This is a genomic window from Achromobacter sp. ESBL13 (assembly GCF_036668755.1).
Lineage (GTDB): Bacteria > Pseudomonadota > Gammaproteobacteria > Burkholderiales > Burkholderiaceae_B > Achromobacter.
Map to the genome: position 1 here is coordinate 17,014 of NZ_JAZEVT010000010.1, position 20,392 is coordinate 37,405.

The 20,392-nt window shown below is 64.6% G+C and carries 21 protein-coding genes and 1 tRNA gene; 17 read left to right on the plus strand and 5 right to left on the minus strand.

All coding sequences use genetic code 11. The features are described from left to right. The first annotated feature begins 50 nt into the window (after positions 1-50). From V6F88_RS27310 to V6F88_RS27355, 10 genes are all read left to right on the plus strand, one after another. Positions 51-1,295, plus strand: coding sequence for a cystathionine gamma-synthase family protein (locus tag V6F88_RS27310; RefSeq protein WP_332613444.1), 1,245 nt, complete (start codon positions 51-53; stop codon positions 1,293-1,295). Between the two features lie 20 nt (positions 1,296-1,315). Next, complete coding sequence (locus tag V6F88_RS27315) at positions 1,316-1,996, plus strand: Fe2+-dependent dioxygenase (RefSeq protein WP_332613445.1); 681 nt, start codon at positions 1,316-1,318, stop codon at positions 1,994-1,996. A 359-nt stretch (positions 1,997-2,355) separates the two neighbouring features. After that, positions 2,356-2,628: an HU family DNA-binding protein gene (locus V6F88_RS27320; protein ID WP_003812968.1), complete on the plus strand. Its 273-nt coding sequence runs from the start codon at positions 2,356-2,358 to the stop codon at positions 2,626-2,628. Between the two features lie 169 nt (positions 2,629-2,797). After that, positions 2,798-2,873 (plus strand) — tRNA-Val (locus V6F88_RS27325). 363 nt (positions 2,874-3,236) lie between these two features. Then, a complete protein-coding gene (locus V6F88_RS27330) occupies positions 3,237-4,037 on the plus strand; it encodes an energy transducer TonB (protein WP_332613446.1) in 801 nt (266 codons plus the stop codon). A gap of 1 nt (position 4,038) precedes the next feature. After that, positions 4,039-4,977 carry a MotA/TolQ/ExbB proton channel family protein gene (locus V6F88_RS27335; RefSeq protein ID WP_332613447.1) on the plus strand — a complete coding sequence of 313 codons (939 nt, stop codon included), beginning with the start codon at positions 4,039-4,041 and terminating at the stop codon, positions 4,975-4,977. Then, on the plus strand, positions 4,977-5,474 hold the full coding sequence (locus V6F88_RS27340) for an ExbD/TolR family protein (RefSeq protein WP_332613448.1): 498 nt from the start codon (positions 4,977-4,979) through the stop codon (positions 5,472-5,474). Before V6F88_RS27335 ends, V6F88_RS27340 begins: the two co-directional genes overlap by 1 nt. 65 nt (positions 5,475-5,539) lie before the next feature. After that, on the plus strand, positions 5,540-6,211 hold the full coding sequence (locus V6F88_RS27345) for a response regulator transcription factor (RefSeq protein ID WP_332613449.1): 672 nt from the start codon (positions 5,540-5,542) through the stop codon (positions 6,209-6,211). Positions 6,212-6,367: 156 nt separating this feature from the next. Then, positions 6,368-7,393, plus strand: a complete 1,026-nt coding sequence (locus V6F88_RS27350; RefSeq protein ID WP_442880414.1) for a sensor histidine kinase — start codon at positions 6,368-6,370, stop codon at positions 7,391-7,393. Continuing rightward, positions 7,390-9,318, plus strand: a complete 1,929-nt coding sequence (locus V6F88_RS27355) for a potassium transporter Kup (RefSeq protein ID WP_332613451.1) — start codon at positions 7,390-7,392, stop codon at positions 9,316-9,318. The genes V6F88_RS27350 and V6F88_RS27355 overlap by 4 nt, the downstream gene beginning before the upstream one ends. 73 nt (positions 9,319-9,391) lie before the next feature. Here V6F88_RS27355 and argG read toward each other — a convergent pair whose 3' ends face one another. Beyond that, positions 9,392-10,732: an argininosuccinate synthase gene (argG, locus tag V6F88_RS27360; RefSeq protein ID WP_046805493.1), complete on the minus strand. Its 1,341-nt coding sequence runs from the start codon at positions 10,730-10,732 to the stop codon at positions 9,392-9,394. Between the two features lie 123 nt (positions 10,733-10,855). After that, positions 10,856-11,764, minus strand: coding sequence for a LysR substrate-binding domain-containing protein (locus V6F88_RS27365; protein ID WP_332613452.1), 909 nt, complete (start codon positions 11,762-11,764; stop codon positions 10,856-10,858). A gap of 109 nt (positions 11,765-11,873) precedes the next feature. On the opposite strand from V6F88_RS27365, the gene V6F88_RS27370 reads away from it, so the two are divergent. The 5 genes from V6F88_RS27370 to V6F88_RS27390 are packed head-to-tail and all read left to right on the plus strand — an operon-like array spanning position 11,874 to position 15,740. Next, positions 11,874-12,740 (plus strand): amidohydrolase family protein, encoded by an 867-nt coding sequence (locus tag V6F88_RS27370; protein WP_332613453.1) that lies wholly within the window; start codon positions 11,874-11,876, stop codon positions 12,738-12,740. Between the two features lie 52 nt (positions 12,741-12,792). Further along, the gene (locus V6F88_RS27375; RefSeq protein WP_332613454.1) at positions 12,793-13,746 is read left to right on the plus strand and encodes a Bug family tripartite tricarboxylate transporter substrate binding protein; all 954 of its coding nucleotides are present in this window, start codon (positions 12,793-12,795) and stop codon (positions 13,744-13,746) included. Positions 13,747-13,748: 2 nt separating this feature from the next. Further along, on the plus strand, positions 13,749-14,279 hold the full coding sequence (locus V6F88_RS27380) for a carboxymuconolactone decarboxylase family protein (protein WP_332613455.1): 531 nt from the start codon (positions 13,749-13,751) through the stop codon (positions 14,277-14,279). 11 nt (positions 14,280-14,290) lie between these two features. Next, positions 14,291-14,854 carry a hypothetical protein gene (locus V6F88_RS27385; RefSeq protein WP_332613456.1) on the plus strand — a complete coding sequence of 188 codons (564 nt, stop codon included), beginning with the start codon at positions 14,291-14,293 and terminating at the stop codon, positions 14,852-14,854. A 34-nt stretch (positions 14,855-14,888) separates the two neighbouring features. Beyond that, positions 14,889-15,740, plus strand: a complete 852-nt coding sequence (locus V6F88_RS27390; RefSeq protein ID WP_332613457.1) for an alpha/beta fold hydrolase — start codon at positions 14,889-14,891, stop codon at positions 15,738-15,740. Between the two features lie 137 nt (positions 15,741-15,877). On the opposite strand, the gene argF is transcribed toward V6F88_RS27390, so the two are convergent. Further along, positions 15,878-16,819 carry an ornithine carbamoyltransferase gene (gene argF / locus V6F88_RS27395; protein WP_046805553.1) on the minus strand — a complete coding sequence of 314 codons (942 nt, stop codon included), beginning with the start codon at positions 16,817-16,819 and terminating at the stop codon, positions 15,878-15,880. Positions 16,820-16,875: 56 nt separating this feature from the next. Beyond that, a complete protein-coding gene (locus V6F88_RS27400; protein ID WP_332613458.1) occupies positions 16,876-18,057 on the minus strand; it encodes an aspartate aminotransferase family protein in 1,182 nt (393 codons plus the stop codon). A 200-nt stretch (positions 18,058-18,257) separates the two neighbouring features. Between V6F88_RS27400 and V6F88_RS27405 the strand changes: the two genes are divergently transcribed. Then, positions 18,258-18,548, plus strand: coding sequence for a DUF3579 domain-containing protein (locus V6F88_RS27405; protein WP_013392635.1), 291 nt, complete (start codon positions 18,258-18,260; stop codon positions 18,546-18,548). A 116-nt stretch (positions 18,549-18,664) separates the two neighbouring features. On the opposite strand, the gene V6F88_RS27410 is transcribed toward V6F88_RS27405, so the two are convergent. Continuing rightward, on the minus strand, positions 18,665-19,384 hold the full coding sequence (locus tag V6F88_RS27410) for a GntR family transcriptional regulator (protein WP_104143274.1): 720 nt from the start codon (positions 19,382-19,384) through the stop codon (positions 18,665-18,667). A gap of 249 nt (positions 19,385-19,633) precedes the next feature. Between V6F88_RS27410 and V6F88_RS27415 the strand changes: the two genes are divergently transcribed. Next, a complete protein-coding gene (locus V6F88_RS27415; protein ID WP_332613459.1) occupies positions 19,634-20,380 on the plus strand; it encodes an aspartate/glutamate racemase family protein in 747 nt (248 codons plus the stop codon). Positions 20,381-20,392: the final 12 nt, after the last annotated feature.

Below are 20,392 nucleotides of genomic sequence, written 5' to 3' on the forward strand. Positions count from 1 at the left end.
TTGTCCGACCCGCTTATCTTGTAGCTCTTACTTTTACGCGTCTGCCCATCATGCACCAGAACGGCTTTACCACCACGATCCTCCATTCCGACCGCCAACAATCCGTCGAGCACGGAGCGGTGCACAAGCCGATGCATCCCTCGTCGGAATTTGCCTACGACGACGCGCGCGAGCTGGCGGCGGTGTTCCAGGGCAAGGCGGGCTTCACCTACGCGCGCCAGGGCACGCCCACGACCACGGCGCTGGAAGCCAAGATCAACCATATGGAAGGCGGCAAGGGCACGGTCAGCTTCGCCACCGGCATGGCGGCGTTGTCGGCCATCTTCACGACCTTGCTGCGTCGGGGCGATCATCTTGTGTCCAGCCAGTTTGTGTTCGGCAATACCAACAGCCTGCTTGGCACGCTGCTGGAGCTGGGTGTCGAAATCACCTTCGTGGATGCGACCGATGCCGAGCAAGTGCGCGCCGCGATCCAGCCCAACACGCGCATGGTCTTTACCGAAACGATCGCCAACCCGGGCACGCAAGTGGCCGACCTGGCGGTCATCGGCGAAATCTGCCGCGAGAAAAATCTGGTCTACGTCGTCGATAACACCTTGACGTCGCCCTGGATGTTTCGCCCGTCCACCGTGCATGCATCGCTGGTGATGAATTCGCTGTCCAAGTACATCGGCGGCCACGGTAACGCGCTGGGCGGCGCCGTCACGGACACGGGCCTGTACGACTGGGCCAACTATTCCAATATCTACGACGCCTATCGCAAGGGGCCGTCCACCAGCTGGGGTCTGACCCAGATCAAGAAAAAGGGCTTGCGCGACATGGGCGGCACGCTGGCGGCCGAGCCCGCGCACCGCATCGCCGTGGGTGCCGAGACGCTGGCGCTGCGCATGGCCAAGCACTGCGCCAATGCGCTGGCGCTGGCCCGCTTTCTGGATGAGCATCCCGGCGTGGCCAAGGTTCATTACCCCGGTCTGGCCGGCCACGCCCAGCACGAGCGCGCAGCGGCGTTGTTCGGCGCGCGCTTTGGCGGCCTGTTGGGTGTGGAGCTTGCCGATGGCGTGGACTGCTTTGATTTTCTGAACCGCCTGCGCATCGTGCTGATGGCCACGCACCTGGGTGACACGCGCAGCCTGGCATTGCCCGCGGCGCACACCATCTATTACGAGATGGGTGCCGAGCGCCGCAAACAAATGGGCATCGCCGACAGCCTGATCCGTGTTTCCGTCGGCATCGAGGACGAAGCCGACCTGCTGTTTGATTTCGATCAGGCGCTTAATGGTTGCCTGAAGGGATAATCCGGCAAAGGATCAGGCACATGCTTATACAGATCGCAGATGTATTCACGCCGCAAGAAGCGGCGGATATCCGCCAGCGGCTGGACGCCTCGGAATGGGTGGATGGCAAAGTCACGGCGGGCTACCAGTCCGCCGAGGTCAAGCGCAACCGCCAGTTGCCCGAGCAGCATCCCTTGGCGCAAGAGCTGGGCAACCTGATCCTGCAACGGTTGGCCGCCAACAACCTGTTCATGTCGGCCGCCTTGCCGCGCAAGATATTCCCCCCGCTGTTCAATCGCTATGAAGGCGGCGAAGCCTTCGGCTATCACGTCGACAACGCGGTGCGCGGCATCACCGGCACGGCCGAGCGCGTGCGCACCGACCTATCGGCAACGCTGTTCTTCTCGGACCCCGAATCCTACGATGGCGGCGAGCTTGTCATCGACGACACCTACGGGCCGCGCGCCGTGAAGCTGCCTGCCGGACACATGGTGCTGTATCCCGGCACCAGCCTGCACAAGGTGAATCCGGTGACGCGTGGGGCGCGGATCAGTTCGTTTTTCTGGATGCAGAGCCTGGTGCGCGAAGACAGCCAGCGCGCATTGTTGCTTGACATGGACGTGGCCATCCAGCGTTTGAATCAGGACGTGGCGGGACATGCGTCGATCGTGCAACTGACCGGCATTTATCACAATTTGCTGCGCCGCTGGGCCGATGTTTGATTCAGGCTTGAAGTGATTTTTTCGGTGTCGCGCAAACCCCGAAATGCGCGTTTTTGTTTATTGCGAAAATGGCTAAAAGCTAGTATTGGCGCGGGTTGTAGTGAGGTTTTCGCTTGACAGCCGCTCTACGCCAAGGCCTAATACACGTCTGCGTCGCTGACGGTTTGAAGGCATTTATGCCATCGAATCCTAAGCGGCGCAGCAGTTTAAAAGTTGTGCTTTGCAGCGCAAGAAAAAAGTCCATCCACTGTCTGTTCGTCGTTTGCCGGGCCTTGCGTTTAGTTGGTGGCGTCCCCTGCATGACAGCCATGAACCGCACGGCCTCGCCAGACTCAATACCTTGTGAGGGGTACTCCTGAATGAACAAAACCGAACTCATCGATCACATCGCCAGCAAGGCCGATATCTCCAAGGCTGCCGCCGGCCGTTCGCTCGACGCCCTGATCGGTGCCGTCAAGACCACGTTGAAGAAGGGCGGTACGGTAACGCTGGTTGGCTTTGGCACGTTTGCCGTGTCGGCTCGCGCAGCTCGCACCGGCCGCAACCCGCGTACGGGCGAAACGATCAAGATCAAGAAGGCCAAGGTGCCGAAGTTCCGTCCGGGCAAGGCCCTGAAGGACGCCGTCAACTAATGGACGGCAAGGCGGTCGCGGGGCATCGGCCCGAAGCGATTTGCCGACAACGACGCGGTCCGGTATACTCCGGCCCGCGTATTGCTTTTGAGTACCCCGAGTTGGCTGCGAGTTAGTCACTGCTTCAAGCGAATCATCGTATTGAAGCGGCGCTGAAAGTGTCAGGATCGGGTGCTTAGCTCAGTTGGTAGAGCGGCGCCCTTACAAGGCGTAGGTCACAGGTTCGACCCCTGTAGCACCCACCAAAAGCCCATGCGTTGCGTTCACGAATTTGAACGTGTTTCTTGCAGATCACCCGCGAAACGCGCACACCGAAACGCGCACACCGAAACCCGCACACCGAAACCCGCACACTTCACCGTGGCGGGTTTTTTGTTTTGGTTCAGTGCGCTGCATCCTTGCGTGGGCGCAAGCCTTCTTGATGCCGTCTTGTGCTTTCTGGTTGAGCCCGGTAGGGCAGTGTTACGCTATTCCAGACGAAATAGGACGTGCGAATCATTCGCATTTAAGATATTATGATCGGCTTGTACCGGCTGGCTCACGCCGCTTTTTTTTGGCGCGCGTTTTCGTCCAGCTGGCCGGATAAGTCAATGCACCCTGGCTGATTCATGCCTAGTTTTCAACGCGGTTGGACTTCTTCTTCGCCGTCTTCATTTGGTATACGCGCCGGCGCCGGGCTGGCGGTTGTGGCCCTACACGCGGCAGTGATCGGGGCCATTTTCATGGCACCCGCGAATCGTCCTGAGCTTGAGGAGCCCGAGGCTGTCATGGTCAGCCTCATCGACGCGCCCGTGCCGCAGGTGGCCAAGGCCGAGCCCACGCCCGAACCGCCGCAACCGGTCGTGGAACCGCCGCCGCCCGAGCCCGAACCCGTGGTCGAGCCGGACCCCGAGCCCGAGCCGGAAGTGAAGCCCGAGCCTGAACCGGAACCGGAACCCGTGGTTGAAAAGCCGCCGATGCCGGCCCCCAAGCCCAAGCCGAAACCTAAACCCAAGCCGCAGCCCAAGCCGCAGCCCAAGCAGGAAGTCAAACCCGAGACGCCGCCTGTGCAGACGCCGCCCGCCGGCGCCGTGGATGGCGCGCAGGCTACGCAAAGTCCGCAGCAAGGCCCGCCGCCTGATCAACCCGTGCTGGTGTCCAGCATCGAATTCCAGGGCGCGCGCCCCATGCCCAGCTACCCCATGGCCTCGCGCCGCATGCGGGAAGAAGGGCGGGTGCTGGTGTTGGTGGAGATCAACACGCAGGGGCTGGTGGACCGCGCAACGATCGACACGTCCTCGGGCTTTCCGAGGCTGGACGAATCCGCGTTGACCGCGGCTCGCAAGGCCAAGTTCAAGCCCTATACCCGTAACGGCGTGGCCTATCCCGCCAAAGCCAAAATTCCGTTCGATTTCGTAATGAGGAACTGAGATGTCCAACGCACTGCATGGCGCCACCCTGGTGGCGCAGGCGACTACCAGCCCGGCTGCACCGGCTGCCGCCGCCGCTGCGCCCGCAGCCCAACAAGCCGCCACGACCGGCGCCGGTGTTGTCCAGCAATCGGCTGATGCGCTGCAAAGCGCCGCCGCCGCGCTGCCGCCGACCGCGCCCATCGCTACCCCCGACATGGGCTTTCTGCACTTTGTCGCGCAGAGCGACTTCGTGGGCAAGAGCCTGTTCATCATCCTGATCCTGATGTCGCTGGTGACCTGGTACCTGATCCTGGTCAAGGCCGCCAGCAACGTCAGCATGCGCAAGCGTTCGGCCGATTTCCTGAACAAGTTCTGGAACGCCAGCTCGCTGGAGCAGGTCGAGCACGAGATCAGCACGCACGGCGCGCGCGATCCGTTCTCGCATCTGGCCAGCCACGCGATGCACGCGCAGGCGCACCACAACAAGTTCGGCGCGACCAAGCTGGAAGAATCCGGCAGCAATTCCGATTTCGTCACGCGCACCATGCGCAAGGTCATCGACGAAGAAACCGCCAAGCTGGAAAACGGCCTGACGGTGCTGGCCTCGGTCGGTTCCACCGCGCCGTTCGTCGGCCTGTTCGGCACGGTGTGGGGCGTGTACCACGCGCTGGTCGGCATTGGCCTGTCCGACGGCGTGACCATCAACCGCATCGCCGGCCCCGTGGGCGAAGCCCTGATCATGACGGGTCTGGGCCTGGCCGTGGCCATTCCCGCCGTGCTGGCGTACAACACTTTCGTGCGCAACAACCGCGTGTTCCTGTCGCGCCTGGATGCCTTTGCGCACGACCTGTTCGCGTTCCTGACCACCGGCCAGCAGGTTGCGCTGTCCGACGGCAAGGTCCGCGCCTTGCGCCGCCAGAACGGTAACGGCGCCGCGGCTCAACGCGGGAGCGAATAATGGCCTTTGGCAGCTTCGAGGGAAAAGGATCCGGAAGCCACACGGTTTCCGAGATCAACATGGTGCCCCTGATCGACGTCATGCTGGTGCTGCTGGTGATCTTCATCATCACGGCGCCGCTGCTGGCGCACTCGATCAAGATCAACATGCCCCAGGTGGCGGCCGAGCAGATCGAAGAAGAACCCAAGACGGTCGACCTGGCGATTGACGCCAGCGGCGCCCTGTTCTGGGACGAAAAGCCGGTCAATATCGACGACCTGCCCAACCGCTTCAAGTCGATCGCCGGCACCAAGCCGCAACCCGAGATCCGTATTCGCGCCGATCAGAACACGCGCTACGAAACCCTGGCGAAGGTCATGGCCTCGGCGCGCCGTTCGGGCATGTCGCGCATCGGCTTCGTCACGACGCCGCCTTCGGGCGGCGCCGCAGCGGGCGGCGAGGCGCCTGCCGCGGGCGCCGCTACCCCCGCGCCCGCCGGGGCGCCGTCCGGCCGGTGAACGAATCCCACGGAAGGGGGCGCATTTCGCGCCCCTTTTTTTTCGGATCGCGCTAGAATCGCGGCATGCGAGTTCTGGTAATCGAAGACGACACCACCCTGGGCCATGCGCTCCAGGAATTCCTGGCCGACCAGGGTTATGCGGTCGACTGGCTGACGGAAGGCGACCGAGTCCTGGGCGCCCTGGCTGGCCAGCCGTATGACCTGATGCTGCTCGACCTGAACCTTCCCGGCATGAGCGGGCTTGATGTGCTGCGGCAATTGCGCCAAGACGGCAATCAGGTTCCGGTCCTGATCCTTACCGCGCGCGACGGCATCGAAGACCGCGTTGCGGGCCTGGATGCCGGCGCCGATGATTACGTCACCAAACCCTTTGAACTGCCCGAGCTGGCGGCGCGCGTGCGTGCCTTCGGCCGGCGGCGCGCGGGGCAGGCACAGCCGCTGATCGAAGTCGGCCCCCTGGTGTTCGACACGGTCGGCCGCGAAGTCCGCGCCAATGGCCAGCGCCTGTCGCTGTCGGTGCGTGAACTTTCCGTGCTTGAAATGTTGATGGTCCGCGTGGGCCGCGTCGTCACCAAGCGGCAAATCGTGAATTCGCTGTCCGCCTGGGACGCCGATTTCAGCGAGAACGCCGTCGAAGTCTATGTGTACCGCCTGCGCAAGCGCCTGGAAGGTACGGGCGCCAGCATCCAGACGGTGCGCGGCTTCGGCTACATGCTGGATGTGGAAGCGGCCTGACGGCCCGGGCGCCGCCGGTATGCGCCGGCTGCGCTTCTGCATGCACCCAAGCGAGGGTATCGCGTCATGATGCACGATCGCACTCCTTCCGCTCCTACGGCGTCCCGCCCCTTGCTCCCCTCCCGCTCGCTTGCCCGGCATCTGGTCATCCGCTTGATGCCACCCATTCTGCTGCTTGTCCTGCTGGACCTGGCGGCAACCTGGGTGATCACGCACAAGATCGATATGTCGCTGTGGATGCTGGAAGACTTCTTCTGGCTGATGGTAGTGGGGCAGGTGGCGCTGATTGCGCTGTTCACCTGGGTGGTCGTGCAGGGCGTGCGATCCGGATTGCGGTCCGTGAACCATCTGTCCGAAGAGATCCGGCAGCGTTCCATCGACGACATGCAGCCGCTTGAGGTCGCGGGCGTGCCGGTCGAAATCGAACCGCTTGTCACGCACACCAACGATCTGCTGCTGCGCCTGGACGCCTCGCTGGCCGCCCAGCGCCGATTCATCGGCCACGCGGCGCACCAGCTGCGCACCCCCTTGTCCGGCTTGCGGCTGGAATCCGAATTGATGTTGGCCCGCCCTCTGCCGGACGACGTGCGGGCGCGCGCCGAACGCATCAAGGCCGTCAGCGACCGCATGATCCGCCTGGGTCAGCAGCTGCTGGTGCTGGCGCGCGCCGACCCCAACGCCCGACCGCAAGACAGTTTTGTACGCATCGACCTGTGTGAATGGGTGCGCGTGCATGGCGCCGAATGGTTTCCCCGGGTGCGCGAGGCGCGCTACGACCTGGATCTGGTGGCGCCCGACGCGCCTATCTGGATCGACGCTGACCCCTTGCTGCTGGCCGAACTGCTGGGCAACCTGATCGACAATGCGCTGCGCTACGGCAACGAGACCGGTCGCATCACGCTGATCGTGGGCGCCAACCCGCCGTCGCTGACGGTCGAAGACGACGGCCCCGGCATTCCCTCCGAAGAACGCGACCGCGTCTTTGAAGCCTTTTACCGATCGCCCACCGCCACGGCGGGCGGCTCGGGATTGGGCCTGGCCATCGTGCGCGAGATCGCGCACGCGCATGGCGCCTGGTGGAAGCTGACCAGCCGCCCCGACTTCTCCGGAACCCGGCTTTCCGTCGTGTTCCCCGGCCCCCGCAAAGGGGCGCAACTAACTCGTCAAGAACCCACATCATGAGCCAAGCCACGGCGGGTGCCCCCCTTCCCACCGGCCCCCACGCGGGGGGCGTGCATGCACCGTCGTCGCGCGCCGCGCTGATCCTGGGCGCGTTGGGCGTGGTGTATGGCGACATCGGCACCAGCCCGCTATATACGCTGCGCGCCTGCCTGACCGGCCTTAGCGTGCACACCGACCTGGAGCCCGCGCACTTGCTGGGCGTGCTGTCCATCTTGTTCTGGATGCTGATGGTGGTGGTGTCTTTGAAGTACGTCACGCTGGTCCTGCGCGCCGATAACCGGGGCGAAGGCGGCACGCTGGCACTGTTGGAACTGGCCGTGCGCAACCGCGACGGCAAGATGCGGTGGGTGCTGATCGTGCTGGGCATCTTCGGCGCCGCGCTGTTCTATGGCGACAGCATGATCACGCCTGCCATCTCGGTGCTGTCCGCGCTGGAGGGCATCGGCATCGTGTCCCACACCCTGGACGCGTGGGTCGTGCCCATTGCACTGGTCGTGCTGGTGGGGCTGTTCGCCATCCAGTCGCACGGCACCGGCCTGATGGGCAAGCTCTTTGGCCCTGTGATGCTGGTGTGGTTCGGCACGCTGGCGGCGCTGGGCGGCTGGCAGATCTGGCAGACGCCCGAAGTGCTGGCGGCCTTGAACCCGATGTGGGGCCTGCGCTTCGTCGTTGAATTTCCCTTGATCAGTTTTGTGCTGCTGGGCGCCGTGGTGCTGGCGTTGACCGGCGCCGAGGCGCTGTACGCCGACATGGGCCACTTTGGCCGCCCCGCGATTCGCAGCGCGTGGTTCAGCATGGTGTTGCCGGCGTTGACGCTGTGCTACTTCGGCCAGGGTGCGCTGCTGCTGCGCGACCCCGAAGCCATTCGCAATCCGTTCTTCCTGATGGCGCCCGACTGGGGCCTGGTGCCGCTGGTGGCGCTGGCCACCATCGCCACCATCGTCGCGTCCCAAGCGGTTATCTCCGGCGCGTACTCCGTCACGCGCCAGGCGGTGCAGCTGGGCTTCTGGCCGCGCATGCAGATCCTGCATACCTCGGCCGTGGAAAAGGGCCAGATCTATCTGCCGCAGGTCAACGCGCTGCTGCTGTGCGCCGTGCTGGTGCTGGTGCTGCTGTTCCGCAATTCCGACAACCTGGCCGCCGCCTATGGGTTCGCGGTGACGGGCACGATGCTGACCACCTCGGTGCTGGCGTTTGCCGTCTTGCCGCGCGGGTCCACGGGTCTGAAGCGCATGCTGTGGTTCGGCGTGCTGGGCTTTTTGCTGCTGTTCGACGTGCTGCTGTTTTCGGCCAACGTGTTCAAGATCCACGAGGGTGGCTGGCTGCCCCTGCTGGTCGCCATCGTCGTGTTCACGCTGATGATGACGTGGCGCCGTGGCCGTCGCCTGCTGTCCGACATGCAGCAGCGCGACCGCCAGCCGCTCAAGGAATTCATGGAGCAGCTGGAACAATATCCGCCGTCGCGGGTGCCGGGCACGGCCATCTTCATGACGATGAATTCCGGCAACGTGCCGCCCGCGTTGCTGCATAACCTGAAGCACAACAAGGTGCTGCACGACCACGTGCTGTTCCTGACCATTCTGGTGGCGGACGTGCCCTACATTTCGCCTGAAGAACGTTTCGTGGTGAACAAGCTGTCGGCCTCCAGCTGGACCGCCACCGTGAACTACGGCTTCAAGGAAGACCCCGACGTGCCCGAGGCCTTGCGCCTGGTGGCCGAAGCGTATCCGGAGCTGGACCTGGAGCCGATGCGCACGTCGTACTTCCTGTCGCGCCAGACCGTGGTGGCGGCGCGCAAGCCGGCGCTGTGGCGTTGGCGCCGGGCGGTGTTTTCGTTCATGGCCCGGAACTCCACGCGCAGCACCAAGTTCTTCAAGATCCCGGCCAACCGCGTGGTGGAAATGGGGATGCAGGTCGAGCTTTAGGCCACGACGCGGCGCCATAAAAAAAACCCCTCGGTCATCACACCGAGGGGTTTTTTGTTGCCTGCAAGAATGCTTACTTCTTCTTCGCGGCGTCTTTCAACTGCGGCAGCGACGTGCCGCTGGAAGCCAGCAGGCCGGTCTTCACGTAGGTGAACAGCTTTTCGCGGGTGTCGACGATGTCCAGGTTGCGCATGGTCAGTTGGCCGATGCGGTCCGCCGGCGTGAACGGCGCGTTCTCGACCTTTTCCATCGACAGGCGCTCGGGGGCGTATGTCAGGTTGGCCGATTCCGTGTTCAGCAGCGAATAGTCATTGCCGCGACGCAGTTCGATGGTGACTTCGCCGGTAATGGCGCGGGCAACCCAGCGCTGGGCGGTTTCGCGCAGCATGATGGCTTGCGGGTCGAACCAGCGGCCCTGATACAGCAGGCGGCCCAGCTTGCGGCCGTTTTCGCGGTACTGCTCGATGGTGTCTTCGTTGTGAATGCCGGTGACCAGGCGTTCGTAGGCGATGAACAGCAGCGCCAGGCCCGGGGCTTCGTAGATGCCGCGGCTCTTGGCTTCGATGATGCGGTTTTCGATCTGGTCGCTCATGCCCAGGCCGTGGCGGCCGCCGATGCGGTTCGCTTCCAGCAGCAGTTCGACCGGGTCGCTGTATTCCACGCCGTTCAGGGCGACCGGCTGGCCTTCCTCGAAGCGCACGGTGACTTCTTCGGCCTTCACGGCCACGTCGTCGCGCCAGAAAGCCACGCCCATGATCGGCTTGACGATGCGGATGCCGGAGTTCAGCTGTTCCAGGTCCTTGGCTTCGTGGGTGGCGCCCAGCAGGTTGGAGTCCGTCGAGTAGGCTTTTTCGGCCGACATCTTGTAGTCGAAACCGGCTTGGCGCATGTATTCGGACATTTCCGAACGGCCGCCCAGCTCGTCGATGAAGCGCTGGTCCAGCCAGGGCTTGTAGATCTTCAGGTCGGGGTTGGTCAACAGGCCGTAGCGGTAGAAACGCTCGATGTCGTTGCCCTTGAACGTGCTGCCGTCGCCCCAGATGTTGACGTCGTCTTCTTTCATGGCGGCCACCAGCATGGTGCCGGTGACGGCGCGGCCGATGGGCGTCGTGTTGAAGTACGTGATGCCGGCGGTCGAGATATGGAACGCGCCCGATTGCAGGGCGGCGATGCCTTCAGCCACCAACTGCGCGCGGCAGTCGATCAGGCGGGCATTTTCGGCGCCGTAGGCCAGGGCCTTGCGGGGAATCTCATCGTAGTCGGACTCGTCCGGCTGGCCCAGGTTTGCCGTGTAGGCGTAGGGGATGGCGCCGTTATTGCGCATCCACAGCAGGGCTGCGCTGGTGTCGAGACCGCCGGAAAAGGCGATGCCGACCTTCTGGCCGGTAGGAAGGTTCGGGAGGATAGTGGTCATTGTTTGAGGTGAGACGCCAACAGGACTTTGACAGCAACGAGCCGCCAAACAAGAAAGGTAGCCGGCATTTTAACTCTTTTGCCCTGGGCGGCCAGACGCGGCACGTTTTTACCGCCCGGCGCATCACGGGGCGGGGGCGAAGAGTTCGGAAAGCTCCAATTGCCGGATCAATTGCGCGGTGGCGGTGGCCAGGCGCGTGGCGGGGCGGTGGCGTGCGCTGGCCAGCACCAGGTTGTTGGTGATGCGCGGCGAGCCGATATCCGATAGGGACAGCGCGTGTTCGGCGGCAGGTCCGCGCGCGGCGGAGCGCGGCAGGATGGCGTACGCGTCGCCTTGCGCCGCCAGTTCCACGATAGTCTGCACGGCGTCGACCTCGGCGGCCACCTTCAGGCGCACGCCTTGCGCGCGGCACACGCTTTCCACCAGGGTCCGGATCGCGTTGGGCAGGCTGGGCAGCACCAGCGGATAGTCGCCCAGCTGCGCGACGGTTACGCGGGCGGGCAGGGGCGGCTGATGGCCGGCGGCAGCGGCCAGCACCAGGTCTTCGCGGAACAGCGATTCATACGCAAGCTGGGGCGAGGGCGCGGGATCGTAAAGCAGGGCCAGATCGACCCGGCCGGCCAACAGCCATTCCCGGACTTGCGCGCTAAGGCCCTCGGCCACCGCAATGGACGCCTCGGGAAACCCACGCCGGAATGCCTGCACCAGCGGCGGCGTCAGCACGCGCGCAATGCGCGGTGGCAGGCCTACCACCACCTTGCCGGTTGGCGTGGCGCGCAGCGTTTGCAGGTCTTCCTTGGCGCGTTCGGCCAGCGTCAGCAGCGCGCGCGCATGTTCCAGAAAGCGCAGCCCGGCCTCGGTCGGTTCGGCACCGCGCCCGTTGCGATAGAGCAGGTGTTGGCCAAGCTCCAGCTCCAGCAAGCGTACCTGCCGGCTGAGGGTGGGCTGGGCAACGTCCAGCAACTCGGCCGCGCGCGAAAAGCTGCGCCGCTCGGCCACGCTGACGAAGTACTCGATCTGCTTTAAATCCACGATGCGCCCGCGCTGTTATGTGTATTTTCTATATCTGAAATCAAAGATATAGCATTGTTAGGCGGCTCGCAATCCGCGACGATGTCGTTTTCCCCAGCAGGAACCGACTGTGCCTGATTGCCGCCCACCGCTTGCGTCCCCGTCCCGTCCGCGCCATGCCCTGCCGCCCGGTGCGTGCGATGCGCATTGCCATGTCTTCGGGCCCAGCGACGCGTTTCCCTATGCCGAGGGCCGTTCCTATACGCCGCCCGATGCGCCCTATGCCGCCATGGCCGCGCTGCATGCGCACCTGGGCATCGAGCGCGCGGTGGTGGTGCAGGCCAATTGCCACGGCTCGGACCATAGCGCGCTGTTGGACGCATTGGCGCAAAGCGGGGGGCGCTATCGCGGCGTGGCGTTGCTGGGGGCGGATGCCACGGCGGCGCGCGTCCGGCAACTGCACGACGGCGGCGTGCGCGCCGCGCGCTTCAACTTCGTGCCGCATCTGGGCGGCGCGCCTGATCCGGCCGTGTTCGACCACGTGGTGGCGCTGATTGCGCCGCTGGGCTGGCATCTGTGCCTGCACGTGGACGGCGCGATGCTGCCCGAACTGCTGCCGCGCCTGCTGGCGTTGCCCGTGCCGTTCGTGGTGGATCACATGGGCCGCTTGAAGGCGGCCGACGGCCTGGATTCCCCCGCGATGCGCGCATTGCTGTCATTGGCCGATGTGCCGCAGGCCTGGGTCAAGGTGTCGGGCATCGACCGCATCGCGTCGGGCAAGCGCCCGTTCTCCGAAGGCATACCCTTTGTGCAGTCGCTGGTGCAGGCCATGCCGGATCGCTGCCTGTGGGGCACCGACTGGCCGCATCCCAACGTGGCGGGCGATATGCCCGATGACGGCGAACTGGTGGATACCTTCTTTCAGGCCTGCCCCGATGCCGCCATGCGCCAGCAGGTGCTGGTGGACAACCCCGCAAGACTGTACGGATTCGCGTAGGCATCCGACGTTGCGCGTCGGCTAAAAAAATTCGATTCAACGAGGAGACACCATGTTCAAGAAATTACTTTCGGCCACCGTGCTGAGTTTGTCCGCTTTCGGTGCGGCGCATGCCGACGGCCCGGTGCGCCTTATCATCGCGTTCCCGCCCGGCGGGCCGGTGGATCTGGTCGGGCGCGTGCTGGCCGAACAGCTGGGCAAAGAGCTCAAGCAGAACGTCATCGTCGAGAACAAGGCGGGCGCCAACGGCAACATCGCGGCGGCCTATGTAGCCAAGGCGCCGGGCGATGGCTCGGTGCTGTTCCTGACCAGCGTGGGCGCGGTGGCCATCAGCCCGGCGCTGTACAAAGACCTGCCGTATGACCCGGTGCGCGATTTTGCGCCGGTGTCCAAGGTAGTCAACAACGCCACGGTGTTCGTGGTGAACCCGTCCAACCCGGCTGGCGACGCGGCGGACTTCGTGAAGAAGTCGCAGGCGGCGTCGCAATCCGTGGCGATCGGCTCGTCGGGCATCGGCAGCATTCCGCACCTGACGATGGAAATGTTTGCCGACGCCAGCAAGGCCAACGTGCTGCATGTGCCGTACAAGGGCGCCGCGCCGGTCATCAACGATGTGATGGGCAACCAGGTGTCGGGCTTCTTCGGCGACGTGCCCGGCCTGATCGGCCATATCCAGGGCGGCAAGCTCAAGGCGCTGGGCATCGCCGCGCCCACGCGCCACCCGCTGCTGCCCGACGTGAAGACCTTGGCCGAACAAGGCATTGCCGGCGTGGAATCGAATAACTGGTACGGCATCGTCGCGCCTGTCTCCACGCCCGCCGCCACCATCGACAAGCTGAATCAGGCCGTGCGCGCCGCTTTGGGCAATGAAGCCGTACGCGCCAAGCTGGAGAAGTTCGGCGCGCAGGCAGCGCCCAGCTCGCCGCAGGAACTGGCCGCGCTGATCGCGTCCGACCGCGACAAGTGGACCGCGCTGATCCAGCGCAAGAACATCCGTCCGGAGTAAGCATGAGCGCCAGCCGAGTCACGCCCGTCGTACCGGGCACCCGCCAGGAACTGGCCGCGATCGAGGCACGCATCAGCGCCGCGCGCGGTCGCATTTCGCCGCTGTACCAGGTGCTGCTGAACAGCCCCGCCGTGGTGGATGGCTGGGAGGCCATGCTGACCGCGATCCGCCAGAAGACGTCGTTGTCGCCGCGCCTGCGCGAACTCATCATCTTGCGCGTGGCGACCTTGAATAATGCGCCTTATGAATTTGATGCGCATGTGCCGCACGCCCTGGCGGGTGGCATGCCGCAGGAAGTGATCGACGCCTTGCGGTCCAACCCGGCGCCTGAAGCCGTGCAAGGGCTGGCCCCCGGCGAAGCCGAGGTGCTGGCGTTGACCGACGCCATGACGCGCGACATCGAGGTGCCCGACGCCGTGTTCGCGCCCGTGCGCGCACGCTACGATGACACGCAATTGGTCGAACTGGCCGCCACCGTGGGCGCCTACAACATGGTGTCGCGCTTTCTGGTGGCGCTACGCGTCGGACATTGAAGGAGATGACAGTGCAGGAATCCGTATTGCTGGTGTCGCTGGGCGAACGCTTTGACAACGACCGCGCGGCCGACATGGCAGAGCGTCTGACGGCCGGGCTGGACAAGGTTGAGGTCAGCGCGTTTGCCGCGGTTGAAGAGCCGGACACGTATGTGTACCTGCGCGGCACGAGCCACGCGTTGGCTGAAATCCAGGCGCGTCTGGCCGAGAGCTTTCCTGGCGCCCGCGCCCGCGTGTTGCATCAAACGCTGGACCTGCCGGGGGCTTCGGCGGGCCAGGACGCGCCATGGCACTACATCGTTGAAACCGATGTGCTGCCCGAGGCCGAGCAAGACCTGAACGCCTGGTATGACCAGGAACATCTGCCGGGGCTGGCGTCCGTGCCCGGCACGGTGCGCGCGATGCGCTTTGAATGTCGCGATGAATCGCCGCGATACCTGGCCTGCTACGACCTGCACACCCGCGAAACCTTCGGCAGCCCGCCGTGGTTGGCCGTGCGCGCTACCGACTGGAGCAGCCGCGTGCGGCCCTCGTTTCGCAACACCCGCCGCACGATGTTCAAGAAAATCCTGTGATCGCGCGCCGGTGGCTGGCCGGCAAGGAGGCATGATGACGATGAAGCAACTGCTGACCGGGCTGACGATCACGTGCGCCGTCGCGGCGTCGGCGCCGGTGCTGGCGGATGCGCCCAAGCGCGTCAACGTGCTGGTGGGCAACGGCGCCTCGATCGAAGTGCTGGACCAGGGGCAGGGCCCCGCGCTGGTGCTGCTGCCATCCAGGGGGCGCGGCGCGCAGGATTTCGACGAACTGGCCGAACGCTTCGTGCAAGCCGGCTATCGCGTGCTGCGTCCGCAGCCACGCGGCATCGGCGGTAGTACCGGGCCGATGTCGGGCATCACGCTGCATGATCTGGCGGACGACCAGGCCGCCGTGATCCGCAACGTGGCTCGCCAGCCGGTCGTGATGGTGGGCCATGCATTTGGCAACTGGGTGGCGCGCGCCACCGGCGTCGACCACCCCGAGCTCGTGCGCGGCGTGGTGATCGTGGCGGCCGCGGCCAAGCAATATCCCAAGGGCCTGAGCGAACACGTGGACCGCAGCGCCGAACTGTCCTTGCCCGATGCCGAACGCTTGAAGTCGATCCAGTACGCGTTCTTTGCGCCCGGCAACGACGCGCGCGTCTGGTTGCACGGCTGGTACCCGGACGTCAGCGAAAGCCAGCGCCTGGCCGGCAAGGCCACGCGCCAGTCTGATTGGTGGTCGGGCGGAGCCAAGCCCTTGCTGGACTTGCAAGCGGAACTGGATCTGTTCAAGCCGCCCGCCACGCGCAACGAAATCCGTGATGAATTCGGTGACCGCGTGTCCGTTGTCGTGATCCCCGGCGCGGGACACGCGTTGGTGCCCGAAAAGCCGCAGGCGGTCGTGGACGCCATCGCGGCGTGGGAACGTACGCTGCGTTGATTGCGGTGTATTGAATGCTGCGCGGGCCGGTCGCAGTACCCAAGCCGTACACAAGCCGTACACAAGCATTCGAAGCAGCCCCAATGAAAAGGCCCGGATATCCCAAGATATCCAGGCCTTTTGCGCTTCCGGCAAGCTTAGTTGATCTGGCCCAGCAGCAGGAATTCCATCAATGCCTTTTGCACGTGCAGGCGGTTTTCGGCTTCGTCCCAGACCACGCTTTGCGGCCCGTCGATGACTTCGCCGGTGACCTCTTCGCCACGGTGGGCGGGCAGGCAGTGCATGAAGACGGCTTCGGGGTCGGCGGCGGCCATCATTTCGGCGTCAACGCACCAGTCGGCAAACGCCGCGCGGCGCTCTTCGTTCTCGGCTTCGTAGCCCATGCTGGTCCACACGTCGGTGGTGACCAGGTGCGCGCCCTGGCACGCCTGCATGGGGTCCTTGAATTGGCGCAGCACCTTGTCCGACGGCGAGCCGATGCGCGACGCTTCAAGTTCGTAGCCGGCGGGCGTGGACACGTGCAGCGTGAAGCCCAGCATTTCGGCCGCGTGCAGCCACGTGTACGCCATGTTGTTGGCGTCGCCCACCCAGGCCACTGTCTTGCCCGCGATGGGGCCGCGATGTTCGATGTAGGTGAAGATGTCGGCCAGGATCTGGCAGGGGTGGAATTCGTTGGTCAGGCCGTTGATGACCGGCACGCGCGAATGCGACGCAAAGCGCTCGATGCGGGTCTGCTCGAATGTACGGATCATGACGATGTCGACCATGCGCGAAATGACGCGCGCGGTGTCTTCGATGGGCTCGGAGCGGCCCAGCTGCGAATCGTTGGAGGTCAGGTTGATGACCGAGCCGCCCATCTGGTACATGCCGGCCTCGAACGAGACGCGGGTGCGGGTGCTGGCCTTTTCAAACACCATTGCCAGCGTGCGGTCGTGCAGCGGCATATGGGGTTCGTAGCGCTTGAACTTTTCCTTGATCAGGCGCGCGCGGTCCAGTACGTAAGCGATTTCAGCGGAAGAGAAATCCTTGAACTGGAGAAAATGCCGCAACGGGCCGTTTTGAGTCGTGGGAGGAGTCATGGTGTTGTCGCAGGTCATTGAGCCCGGCCGGGCTGGTGGCCCGGGCGGTACGTTGATTATGGTTTTTCGGACAGGAAGCGTTGGATAAGCGGGACCAGGGTGGCGACGATCTGGTCCGCCTCTTGTTGGGTAAGGATCAGGGGCGGCAGCATGCGGATGACGCGGTCGCGCGTGACGTTGATGAGCAGGCCGGCCTCAAGGGCGTGCCGCACCAGCACGCCGCAGGGGCGTGCCAGTTCTATTCCCAGCATCAGGCCACGGCCGCGCACTTCGGTAACGCCCGCCGTGTCTGCCAGGGCTTGCGCCAGGGCGTCCTTCAGGTAGGTGCCCACCGCGTGGGCGTTGTCCAGCAGCTTGTCGTCTTCCAGCGTGTCCAGCACGGCCAGCCCGGCGGCGCAGACCAGCGGCCCGCCGCCGAACGTGGTGCCGTGGCTGCCGGGCGTGAACACCCCGGCGGCTGGCCCTGCGGCCAGCATGGCGCCAATTGGCACGCCGCCCGCCAGCCCCTTGGCCAGCGTCATGACGTCAGGCTTGATGTCGGCCCATTGATGCGCGAACCACTTGCCGGTGCGGCCGATGCCGGACTGCACTTCGTCAATCATCAGCAACCAGCCGCGCTCGGTGCACAGGGCGCGCACCGCTTGCAGGTACGAGATGTCGGATGGGCGGATGCCGCCTTCGCCTTGCAGCACTTCAAGCAGCACGGCGGTGGTGCGCGGTTCGGCGTCGCCGGCGGCGCGCACGGCGTCCAGGTCGTTGTAGGGCACCTGGATGAAGCCGCTGGGCAGCGGCTCGAAGCCCTTGCGCGCCTTGTCGCTGCCCGTGGCCGCCAGCGTGGCCAGCGTGCGGCCATGCCAGGACGAATCCATGGTGATGATGTGGGCGTGTTTGTTGCCGCGCTGGTAGGCGTAGTAGCGGGCCAGCTTGATGGCCGCCTCGTTCGCTTCCGAGCCGCTGTTGCAAAACAGCGCTTCCTGCATGCCGGACAGGGCCGTCAGGCGGGCGGCCAGGGCAGCTTGCTGCGGAATGTCGTAGATGTTCGATGTGTGGATGACGCGGGCCGCCTGCTCGCTGATGGCCGCCACCAATTTCGGATGGGCGTGCCCCAGGCACGACACGCCGATGCCGGCCAGTGCGTCCAGGTACTTGCGCCCTTGGGCATCCCACAACCATACGCCCTGGCCGTGCGTGAACGCGACCGGCAGGCGGGCATAGATATTGGCCAGAGGCGAGGTCATTGCGGATCCTCCTGGGGGATTACCAAAAAGCCGCCTTCAAAAAGCCGCCTTCAATTCGATGGACCCCGGGCGTAAACAGGGCGGAATCGGCTTTTGGAAGAGGGCAAAGGATCAATCATATACAATTCGCGGCGCAGGGCGCATGTTTGATCACGCCGAAGATCCGGCTTTCGTGAAAGGCGCGCTGTAGTGAAGAACTCATGGCAACTCGCGTCAGACAATTCGTAATTCATGGCGTTACCGAAAGCGGTAGCCGATTCCGCCCCAGCGATTGGGCGGAGCGGCTCGCTGGCGTAATGGCACAGTTCCGGCCCGCCGGCTGTGCTGGTAACCACCTCACTTATTCGCCCTATGTGCTGCCTGTCGTGATCGACGGCGTGCGCGGAATCGTGGTCGACCTGCGTTTGCGCGACCTGGAACCGCTGGCGTACAAGTTCGTGGTGGATTTCGCTCGCGACAACAACCTCAAGACGGAAGAACGCGAAATTTAAGTCCCCGAACGAAAAGCGCCCTGACCGGGCGCTTTTCTCATTCGTGCGGGACCGGCACGCCCAACGGGCGGGCCAACGCCTACGCCGCGCTTGCGCGCTGCGGGCAGCCGGATCGCTCAGGTGCCGTAGCGGTCAAGAATCTTGCGGATGTCGCGCACACCTGAACCGTCCGTACTGAGCAGCGCGCGCGCCGTCACGGATTCCAGGTGGTGTTCAAGCAGATGCAGGACGTGCTTTTCGTCGCGCGCGCGCAGCCCTTCCACTATGTCCATGTGTTCGCTGACCGCGCATTCGCTGGAATGCGGTCGCCCGTAAAGCGCCAGGATCAGCGAACAGCGCGACACGATCTCGTTCACGTAGCGGGCATAGACCGCGTTGCCGGATAGCTCGGCCATCAGGATGTGGAATTCGCCCGACAGCCGGATGGATTCATTCGTGCTGTTGCGCTTGCGGGCCGCTTCCTCTTCTTCGACATGACGCGCCAGGCGCGTCAGCCCGGCTTCGGTGATGTGTTGCAGCAGCCGGCGGGCCACGTCGCGTTCCAGGCAGCGCCGGGCCTCGAAGATATCGTGCGCTTCTTCCAGGCTGGGGCGCGCCACCGCCGCGCCGCGGTTGGGGCGCAGATCCACCAGCCCTTCGCTGAACAGCCGCGTCAACACGCCGCGCACAATTGTGCGGCTGACCCCGAAACGCTCTCCGATAATGTCTTCGGGCAGCTTGTCGCCCGGCAGCAAGGCCTGCTCGATAATGGCGCGGCGCAAATTTATGTATACGATTTCGCTGCGGTTTACGTCTTTCTTGGCGGGCTCGTTGGCCGGCGGCGCGAGAGGTTTCATCGTCTTCTTTGGCTCCTGGGCGTGCGCGTTTTCATTGTATTGGGATAGGCCGCGGCACCTGCCGCCGCTGCGCACTGCGGATGTGGGCAAGCATACTACAACGCCCGCTAAGGGTTAGCGATAGCTTGAAGCCAGACTTCAAGCGCGTACATTGTCGGCATAAATCGTATACAAACATTTATACAGAACGGCCAGCATATCGGCGTTTGGCGAAATCTGTTTGTATACATACCGACCGAGACCCGCTTCATGCCCGCCAAGCCTGCCTTGCCCGACGTTCTTGCCACCGACCGGCCCACCTTCACCCCTTACCGCCTGCTGGTGGTCAACGGCAACACCACGTCCGACCTGACCCTTAGCCTGGCCGCCCAGGCGCGCACGTTTTTCGATGGCGCCGCCCACATCCACGCCGTCACCGCCGTGTTTGGACCCGCCTATATCGCCAGTCGGGTCGAAGCCGTCGTGGCCGCGCACGCCGTGCTGGAAACGGTGGAGCAGGAAGTGGCCCGGGCGGAAGCGCCGTTCGATGCCTGCCTGTTGGCCTGTTTCGGCGAACCCGGCATCGGCGCCGTGCGCGAATGCCTGTCCGTGCCCGTCGTGGGCATGGCCGAAGCGTCGATCATGGCCGCCATGCAGCGCGGCGACCGCTACGCCATCGTCACGGTGGGGCAGCGCTGGCCCGGCATGTTGCGCGAACAGATTCGCCAGTTGGGGCTGGACACCCGCTGCGCGGCCATCATCGCCTTGCCCGGCAATGCGCTGGATTACGTGTCGCGCTCGCCCGAATCGGCCGCCCAGGTCAGCCAAGCGCTGGACGCCGCCGTGGCGCAGGGCGCCGACGTGGTCATCGTGGCGGGAGCCGCGCTGGCCGGTTACCTGCCGGTGCTGCCGCGCCGACCCGTCGTTCCGATCATCGATTCCTATCGCGCCGCGCTGGCCCAAATGCTGGCGCTGGCTTCGCTGGACCGCGCGCAGCGTTTGTGCGCATTGACCTGACCCGCCGGGTCT

Excerpts from the sequence above, each read along its gene's own strand:
- V6F88_RS27355 (WP_332613451.1), top strand. The coding sequence starts at position 7,390 with ATGAGCCAAGCCACGGCGGGTGCCCCCCTTCCCACCGGCCCCCACGCG.
- V6F88_RS27390 (WP_332613457.1), top strand. The coding sequence starts at position 14,889 with ATGACGATGAAGCAACTGCTGACCGGGCTGACGATCACGTGCGCCGTC.
- V6F88_RS27340 (WP_332613448.1), top strand. The coding sequence starts at position 4,977 with ATGGCCTTTGGCAGCTTCGAGGGAAAAGGATCCGGAAGCCACACGGTT.
- V6F88_RS27350 (WP_442880414.1), top strand. The coding sequence starts at position 6,368 with ATGCCACCCATTCTGCTGCTTGTCCTGCTGGACCTGGCGGCAACCTGG.
- V6F88_RS27310 (WP_332613444.1), top strand. The coding sequence starts at position 51 with ATGCACCAGAACGGCTTTACCACCACGATCCTCCATTCCGACCGCCAA.
- V6F88_RS27375 (WP_332613454.1), top strand. The coding sequence starts at position 12,793 with ATGTTCAAGAAATTACTTTCGGCCACCGTGCTGAGTTTGTCCGCTTTC.
- V6F88_RS27335 (WP_332613447.1), top strand. The coding sequence starts at position 4,039 with ATGTCCAACGCACTGCATGGCGCCACCCTGGTGGCGCAGGCGACTACC.
- V6F88_RS27405 (WP_013392635.1), top strand. The coding sequence starts at position 18,258 with ATGGCAACTCGCGTCAGACAATTCGTAATTCATGGCGTTACCGAAAGC.
- V6F88_RS27410 (WP_104143274.1), bottom strand. The coding sequence starts at position 19,384 with ATGAAACCTCTCGCGCCGCCGGCCAACGAGCCCGCCAAGAAAGACGTA.
- argG (WP_046805493.1), bottom strand. The coding sequence starts at position 10,732 with ATGACCACTATCCTCCCGAACCTTCCTACCGGCCAGAAGGTCGGCATC.
- V6F88_RS27400 (WP_332613458.1), bottom strand. The coding sequence starts at position 18,057 with ATGACCTCGCCTCTGGCCAATATCTATGCCCGCCTGCCGGTCGCGTTC.
- argF (WP_046805553.1), bottom strand. The coding sequence starts at position 16,819 with ATGACTCCTCCCACGACTCAAAACGGCCCGTTGCGGCATTTTCTCCAG.
- V6F88_RS27345 (WP_332613449.1), top strand. The coding sequence starts at position 5,540 with ATGCGAGTTCTGGTAATCGAAGACGACACCACCCTGGGCCATGCGCTC.
- V6F88_RS27330 (WP_332613446.1), top strand. The coding sequence starts at position 3,237 with ATGCCTAGTTTTCAACGCGGTTGGACTTCTTCTTCGCCGTCTTCATTT.
- V6F88_RS27380 (WP_332613455.1), top strand. The coding sequence starts at position 13,749 with ATGAGCGCCAGCCGAGTCACGCCCGTCGTACCGGGCACCCGCCAGGAA.
- V6F88_RS27415 (WP_332613459.1), top strand. The coding sequence starts at position 19,634 with ATGCCCGCCAAGCCTGCCTTGCCCGACGTTCTTGCCACCGACCGGCCC.
- V6F88_RS27320 (WP_003812968.1), top strand. The coding sequence starts at position 2,356 with ATGAACAAAACCGAACTCATCGATCACATCGCCAGCAAGGCCGATATC.
- V6F88_RS27315 (WP_332613445.1), top strand. The coding sequence starts at position 1,316 with ATGCTTATACAGATCGCAGATGTATTCACGCCGCAAGAAGCGGCGGAT.